Annotated in this window: 7 protein-coding genes; 2 read left to right on the top strand and 5 right to left on the bottom strand. The window is 69.4% G+C overall.

Annotated features, from left to right (window positions below):
* Nucleotides 1–1,308: BCCT family transporter (locus tag GX015_RS07900; protein ID WP_291344169.1), on the top strand; the 1,308-nt coding region annotated here is incomplete at its 5' end.
* Between the two features lie 192 nt (nt 1,309–1,500).
* Nucleotides 1,501–2,679 carry an alkene reductase gene (locus tag GX015_RS07895; RefSeq protein ID WP_291344167.1) on the top strand — a complete coding sequence of 393 codons (1,179 nt, stop codon included), beginning with the start codon at nt 1,501–1,503 and terminating at the stop codon, nt 2,677–2,679.
* A 43-nt stretch (nt 2,680–2,722) separates the two neighbouring features.
* Here GX015_RS07895 and GX015_RS07890 read toward each other — a convergent pair whose 3' ends face one another.
* The 5 genes from GX015_RS07890 to GX015_RS07870 all read right to left on the bottom strand — a co-directional run bounded on the left by GX015_RS07890 (nt 2,723) and on the right by GX015_RS07870 (nt 7,406).
* On the bottom strand, nt 2,723–3,682 hold the full coding sequence (locus GX015_RS07890) for a TIGR03571 family LLM class oxidoreductase (protein ID WP_291344165.1): 960 nt from the start codon (nt 3,680–3,682) through the stop codon (nt 2,723–2,725).
* A gap of 35 nt (nt 3,683–3,717) precedes the next feature.
* Complete coding sequence (locus GX015_RS07885; protein ID WP_291344163.1) at nt 3,718–5,022, bottom strand: amidohydrolase; 1,305 nt, start codon at nt 5,020–5,022, stop codon at nt 3,718–3,720.
* 236 nt (nt 5,023–5,258) lie between these two features.
* Nucleotides 5,259–5,912, bottom strand: a complete 654-nt coding sequence (locus GX015_RS07880; RefSeq protein ID WP_291344161.1) for a hypothetical protein — start codon at nt 5,910–5,912, stop codon at nt 5,259–5,261.
* Nucleotides 5,909–6,946, bottom strand: coding sequence for a DUF222 domain-containing protein (locus tag GX015_RS07875; RefSeq protein ID WP_291344159.1), 1,038 nt, complete (start codon nt 6,944–6,946; stop codon nt 5,909–5,911). Before GX015_RS07875 ends, GX015_RS07880 begins: the two co-directional genes overlap by 4 nt.
* Nucleotides 6,947–7,247: 301 nt before the next feature.
* A complete protein-coding gene (locus tag GX015_RS07870; protein ID WP_291344171.1) occupies nt 7,248–7,406 on the bottom strand; it encodes a DUF4921 family protein in 159 nt (52 codons plus the stop codon).
* Nucleotides 7,407–7,412: the final 6 nt, after the last annotated feature.

Genomic DNA, 7,412 nt, shown 5'->3' with positions numbered 1-7,412 from the left:
GGCCTGCACACGTGGACGATCTTCGCGCTGCCCGGCCTGGCGTTCGCGTACTTCATCTACAAGCGCAAGCTGCCGGCGCGCCTGTCGTCGATCCTGGCGCCGCTGATCGGCACCCGCATCTACGGGCCGATCGGGCGCATCGTCGACGTCATCGCGGTCGTCGGCACGGTCTTCGGCGTGGCGGTGTCCATCGGCCTGGGCACGATGCAGATCAGCGCCGGCTTGAACCGCCTGTACGGAATCGACGAGTCGGTGACGGTGCAGGTGCTGCTCATCGTCATCGTGTCGCTGATCGCGTGCGTGTCGGTTGCGCTGGGCCTGGACAAGGGCATCAAGCGCCTGTCCAACCTCAACATCGCCGCGGCGGTGATCCTGATGCTCTTCGTGCTCGTCGCGGGCCCGACGCTCTACTTGCTGCGCGGCACCATCGAGGCGATCGGCGGCTACCTGACGGAGCTGCCGCGCCTGGCGCTGTGGAACGACGCGTTCGAGGAGAACCCGGGCTGGCAGGGCGGCTGGACCGTCTTCTACTGGGCGTGGACCATCACGTGGGCGCCGTTCGTGGGCATCTTCGTCGCCCGCATTTCCCGCGGCCGCACGATCCGCGAGTTCGTCGGTGGCGTGCTGGCGTTGCCGGTGCTGTTCTCGCTGGTGTGGTTCGGCATCTTCGGCATGGCGTCGTTCCGCGTGGAGCAAGAGCAGGGCGGCCTCGTCGACGTCGTCGTCGACCAGGGCGACGTCCCGGGTGCGCTGTTCGAGTTCCTGTCCAACTTCCCGTGGGCGCCGGTGATGTCGTTGTTCTCGGTGATCATCGTGGTCATTTTCTTCACGACGTCCATGGACTCGTCCTCGATGGTCCTGGACATGATGGCGCTCGGCGACGAGGAGAAGTCGAACCCCGTGCAACGCGTGGTGTGGGCGGTGCTCACCGGCCTGGTGGCGGCGATTCTGCTCATCGGCGCCGGCGAAGCGGGGCTGACGGCCCTGCAGGACACGATCACCGTCGTCGGCCTGCCGTTCTTCGTGTTCGGCTTCATCATGATGATCTCCCTCATCAAGGGCATCCGCGACGATGCCGCGGCACGCCCCGAGCCCCGCACCCGCCAGTGGCGGCCCGCCTTCACCCCGGACGCCCTGGAATCGCAGGAATCCAAATCGGCGCCGGGTTACGACGAGTCGGGCGAGCCGCTGCCGGCGCCGCTCATCGACGACGACGGCAACCTCCACATCCCGGGCGGCGCGGTCATCGACGGCGACGTCACCGTTCGCGGTTCGCTCCAGGAAGAGCCGGGGCCGGGCGGAAACTGACCCCGGGGCCGGACGGAAGCCACTCCGAGACTGGCCATGTCCGACCCCTGCGCGGGGAACGGGCCGGGTGGTCGTCCGTCACCGGTGTTAAGGTCACCGGAAACGTTTTCGGTTCGGTGGCCGTACGCGCTCGCGATTGCGCACGCGGTCCCGTCGCCCCGCGTTCCCGTCACCAGTTTTCGAGGAGACCCGTTGCCCACCCTGTTCGATTCCCACCGCATCGCCGAACTGCCGCTCGCCAACCGCGTGGTCATGGCGCCGATGACGCGCGTGCGCTCGGAATCGCAGGCGGCCGACGAGATGGTCGCCGACTACTACGCGCAGCGGGCGTCGGCGGGGCTCATCGTGTCGGAGGGAACCTTCATTTCCCCGGAGGCCCGCGGGTTCGCGGCGGTCCCGGGCATCTGGAAGCAGTCGCAGGTCGACGGGTGGGCGCAGGTCGTCGACCGCGTCCACGCCGCCGGTGGGCGCATCGTCGCGCAACTGTGGCACTGCGGCCGGGTGTCGCACACGGCGCTGCAGCCTTCCGAGGCGCCGCCGGTCAGTTCGACGTCGACGCCCGCCCGCGAGGCGAAGTGCTACATCTTCGATTCGCGCGGAGAGGCCAGGTTCACCGCCCCCTCGGAGCCGGTCGGGCTCGACGAGGACGGCATCGCCCGCACCATCGGCGACTACGCCCGCGCCGCGGCCGGTGCGGTGCGCGCCGGGTTCGACGGAATCGAGATCCATGCGGCGAACGGCTATTTGATCCAGCAATTCATCAACCCCGGCGTGAACGACCGAACGGATGATTGGGGTGCGCAGACCGTCGACAAGCGGCTGCGGTTCCCCCTGGCGGTGGTCGACGCCGTTCAGGACGCCGTTCTGGATGCAGTTCGGGAAGCGGTCCGGGAGGCGCGTGCCGAGGGCGCGAACGACGATGGCGCCGACGAGCGCCCGTTCCTCATCGGCATGCGCATCTCGCCGTACGGCACGGTCAACGACATCCCGCTGTACGACGGCGTCGAGACCACCTACACCGCGCTGGCCCGGCAGCTGGGGGAGCGCGGCGTCGATTTCATCCACGTCGCGGACCAGTCTTCGACCACCGGCGATCGCGTCACCCCCGAGGTGCCCCGCGGGTTCATGGAACACCTGCGCGAGGTCTACGACGGTGCCGTCATCTTCACCGGCGGCCAGGACACGGAGTCTGCGCAGGCGTGGCTCGACTCGGGACTGGTGGACCTCGTCGGCTTCGGTCGGCCGTTCATCGCCAACCCGGACCTCGTGCGCCGCCTCCGCGACGAGCTCCCGCTCGCCGAGGCCGACGACGACACCATCTACGCCCAGGGCCCCGAGGGCTACGTCGATTACCCGGAGTTCAACGGCTGACCCCGACTGCCGGCTCTCACACCTTTTGACGTGGCGCCGCCGCTCAGCGCGGGTATTCGGGGAAGACGTGCTCGGCGAGTTCGTCGATGACGTCGGGGACGGGCCGTCGTGAAGCGCGGATCCCGAGGATGACGTGATCCGCCCCGACGCCCGCCAGCCGCTCCAGGTAGCGCAGCAGGAACGTCCGGCCCGCGCGAAAACCGTAGCGCAGGGGCTTCGGCTCGGCGTCCGGGTCGGCGAGCAGGTCGAGGGTGAGGGTGGTGATGTACGGCTTGACGACGCCCGCCCCCGCCTCATCCGTCCCGCACAGCCGGGCGACGTCGTCGCGCCAGCCGCGGACGAGCTTCGCCGTCGTGCCCAGGTCCTGCCCGTAGTACATCCAGCCGTCGCCGTGCTCGGCGATCCACTCGGGCGTCTGGCCGCAATGGCCCGTGACGTACAGGGGGATGGGGGAGCCGCCGGCGGGCTTGGGCAGCATCTCCACGCCCATGTCGACGCCGCCCCACCGGTTCGCCGTCGTGCGGGGCGTGCCCGGCCGCCACAGGGCCCGGATGTAGTCGACGGCGTCGCGGAAGTCCTCGGCGCGCTCGGCGCGGCGGCGCTTGAAGGCCGGGAATTCCTCGGGCCGATCGCCCGTGGCCACGCCCAGGGCGACGCGGCCGCCGGATAGTTGGTCGACGCTGGCGGCCTGCTTCGCCACGTGGATGGGGTGGCGCAGCGTCAGCACCGTCGACGCCGTGGCCAGGCCGATTTCGGACGTGTGCGCCGCCAGGTACGCCATGTGCGTGAAGGGGTCGAGGATCTGCCCGGCGTCGCGGAACTCGTCGACCAGCAGGGGGACGTCCCGGAACCACAGGGCCGTCGCGCCGGCGTCCTCCGCCTGCTTTGCGACGCCCGCCGTATCCCTCAGCAGCGCCTCCAGATCGGGCACGGGGCCGCGGCCGCCGGTGAGCGGTTCGGCCAGGCCGATGGTCATCCGGTCGGTGGGCAAGTGAAGGGGCATGATGGCGCTCGCTTTTCGCGGTCAGCCGCCGGCGGTCATCGGCGCAGGCAGGCCAGCACGGCCGCGGCGGCGGAGCGGGTGGTGGCGTCGACGGTGGGTTCGTAGTCCGGAAGGAACGTGGACATGTGGTTGGAGGGCACGTCCTCGAGGATGCGGTCGGCGGCGACGGCGGCGTCCCACAGGTCGCGCGGGGTGACGCCGACCGTCCAGTAGACGTAGGGGCAGCCGAACGCGTTGGGGATGTCGGAGAAGTCTTCCGACGCCGTCCACCGATCGGCGGTGACGGATTCGGCGCCGAAGACGCCGTCGAATGCCGCGCGGACGTCGGCGAAGACGTCCGGGTCGTTGTCGGTGACGTCGCCGTGGTCGGAGTACGTGAAGCGCGGTTCGACGCCGGCGCCGGAGGCCATGCATTCGGCGCGGACGACGCGTTCGATGGCGTTGATGAGGATCCCGCGGACCTCGTCGGAGTAGTACCGGATGTTCAGGACGATCCGAGCGTGCCCGGGGATGGTGTTGTTCGAGTTGCCGGACGACAGGGTGCCCACGGAGATCACTGCGAATTCGTGGGGCGACACTTCGCGGCCGACGATGCCCTGCAGGCGCATCACGATCGCGGCGGCGATGTAGGTCGGGTCGACGCCGTTGTGCGGCATGGAGCCGTGGGCGGAGCGCCCGGTGATGTCGATGGTGATGGTGTCGCAGCCGGTGAGCACCGGGCCGGCGGCGGACATGACGCGGCCGGCGGGGCCGGGGACGACGTGCAGGCCCAGGCAGACGTCGGGGCGGGGGATCTTCAGCATCAGGCCGTCGTCGACCATGCCCTGGGCGCCGCACGCGGTTTCCTCGGCGGGCTGGAACAGGGCGATGAAGGTGCCGGACCAGTCGTCGCGGTTGGCGTCGAGGATGGCGCAGGCGCCGAGCAGCGCCGTCATGTGGTGGTCGTGGCCGCAGGCGTGCATGACCTTGGAGGCGACGCCTTCGCGGGAGACGCCGTCGGCGACGGAGGCGTAGTCCACGCCGGTGGCTTCCTCCACCGGCAGTGCGTCGATGTCGGCGCGGTAGAGCACGGTGGGTCCTTCGCCGTTGCGGAAGACGCCGACCAATCCGTGGCCGCCGATGCCGGTGGTGATGCTGCAGTCGAACTGGGAGAGGCGGTTGGCCAGGAAGTCAGCGGTGCGCTCTTCGACGGCGGACAGCTCCGGGTTGGCGTGCAGGTGCCGGTACACCGATTGCTGCCACGACAAATCGGCTCCGTGATCCGCGATGATCTCGGGGACCGTGCGGTAGGGGCGGGCGTCGGACGGCGTGGTGACGGACATCGAGTCGGTGTTCCTCATTCTCCGGGTCGTGGCTTTTGGCGTCGTGGCTTTTGGCGTCGTGGTTCTTCGGGCTGGATGCGGGGTTCCGCCCCGATCTCCACCCGATCTTCGCTTAAGCCAGTGTACCGACCGGTACATTTCCGGCCGTCCGAGATCGCCGACGCAGCCTCTGTCGCCGACGCTTCGGGCCCCGTTAGTCGTCCCCGTCGTCCTTCCGGTTGATGAGCCGCTCTGATGAGCCGCTCTGCGATATCTCATTCACCCCCGTCATCCCTGCCACCTCCGTGTGAGGCATTTGCACCGGGTGGCTCGTCGTCGTTCCGCGCGAAGAATCGCCGGATCCGTCGCCCGGGCGCGAGCCAGCCGAGCGGGTGATGGTTTTCCCTCGGCATTCGATTCGGATCCCGGGACTTCGGCGGGATCCACTTGACCTTCGGATTCGCTGCTGCCGGTGGGGTTGAAGGTGCGGGTGCACCTGATCGGGCGGCCTTTCGCGCCTCGGGCACGTCTTCCGGTCTGACCCGCACCGTCCACCACCGGTTTTCGTCGGCCCTGTCGTCGTCGATGCGGCCGCGCATGACGTGATCCGCGAGCGTCAGCCCGTCGATGTCGGTCATCCCACCTGATTCCCACCGGTCGATGTGGTGCATCTGGCAGTAGGCCGGCGGCGCCGATGATCCCGGCGCAGTGCTCATCCCTTCCTCCGCGCACAACGCGAGGTACTGGTCCACCGACCCGCAGCGCCGCGAGCGCCCCAACCACGGATTCCGCCCCCGAAAGTCCATCACCGAAAGGAACATGTTTCGGGCATCGGCGCCCCGGATGGCTTCGCCGATGGACATAGTGGTGCTCACGTCGGTCAACGCCGTGCCCGTCATTTTCGCGAGCTCCGAAATGTGCATGGTCACGACGTCGACGTCGTCCCGCGCTTGGGGCGCAGCCGCTTCGTCGGGCGCAGATCGGGGGTTGCGCAAGGAGTGGCCGTATCCGCCGCCGCGCCCGTATCCGCCGCCGCGCCCGAGTCCGGTGAACCACCCGTTTCCGGCGAACCGGGGGAGGGGCCGCCTGCCCGGGAGGTGGGGTCCGCACCGGCGGAGGGCCCGTCATCGTCCGACTCCGGCGCCCCGTACCCTGCGGCGATCGCGGCTTCCACGGCATCGTGCCGGCGTTGGTCGGCGGTGCGGTCGTCGTCGGCGCCGTCGGGAAGCAAACTGCCGGGCGCGGCGTAGTCCGCGAACAACCGTCGGAGGATCGCCGCGAACTCCGGCGTGACGTGCCCGCTCAGGCGCGACATGTTGTCCGCGTCGGGGGTCGACAGCCGCACGCTGCGCCGCCGCTGCCGGTCCTCGTCGGTGTACGGATCATCCAGCCCGAGCAGCGCCCGCAGCATCGGCCCCAGGTGCTTCAGGTCATCGACCTGCACCTTGTCCAGCAGATCGGCGATGTGCGGATCGGCCGTGTGGACCAGATTCTCGGCCTTCTTCGGCAACCCGTCGAGCGCCTTGTCGATGATCTCCACCGCATCGGCCCCCACCACGCCCTCCGCGACGCGCTTCCGCACCGCCGGCAGATCATGCTTGGGAGTCCGGCTTTGAGCCTCCGGCCGCTGGAGCCGGTGCGCCGCGGAAATCCGGCGCCGCGCCTCCGCGCGCGACACGTGCGCATGCTCCGTGAACGACTGCATGACCTTGGGCGTCGGCTTTACGACGCGCCCGTTCGCCGTCGCCGACAGATACTCCGCGTCGACGATGGCGAGCTTCCGCCGCGCGGTTTCGAGTTCGGCGTAGGCCTCATTTCGGGCGTCGGCGCGGAGGAGGTTCCACGCGCCGGTGACCGTGTCGACGGCCTCGGCGAAGCGGTGGATGCCGGCCAGAAGATCGGCGGCGCACTCGGCGGGCCGACCCGTTCCCGCCGATCCGTTCCCGCTTCCCCCGTTTCCCATGAGAACAAGATATCGAATGCTCCGGGAAGAATCACCGAAAAATCCCCTCAATTCAGACAGAGTATCGAGTATGGGCGTGAGATTCGTTCCAGGTCGCCGACATTCATCGGCCGACTCGAAGGGTGAAAGCTGCCCACGATGCACCGGGCAAGATGGGCCCGCTCTGCCAAGACGCGTGGCGTGGCGGGGAGGACCCGCGGACGGCGTTCACGTCTCACCTGAGTTCGGGCCACACCGCGGCGCGGCCGGACGTCGTCAAGCGAAAAGCGGGGCCCGGCACCCGCCTGCGCAGGCCCCCGCCCTACAGCCGCGATTCCTTGGACACCTGCGGGTTGTAGCGCAGTGAGTTCGGCCGGCAGGCGCACTCGACGGCGATGCGGGTGCCGGCGGCGATGCGGCGCTCGTCGCGCAGGCGGTACAGCTGCGGCACGACGCGATCGCGCAGGGCCTGCGGGGAGATGGTGTT

The sequence above is a fragment of the Corynebacterium sp. genome (genome assembly GCF_012837295.1).
Lineage (GTDB): Bacteria > Actinomycetota > Actinomycetes > Mycobacteriales > Mycobacteriaceae > Corynebacterium.
Note: the sequence above shows the minus strand (reverse complement) of the source record. Positions and strands in the feature narration are given on the sequence as shown.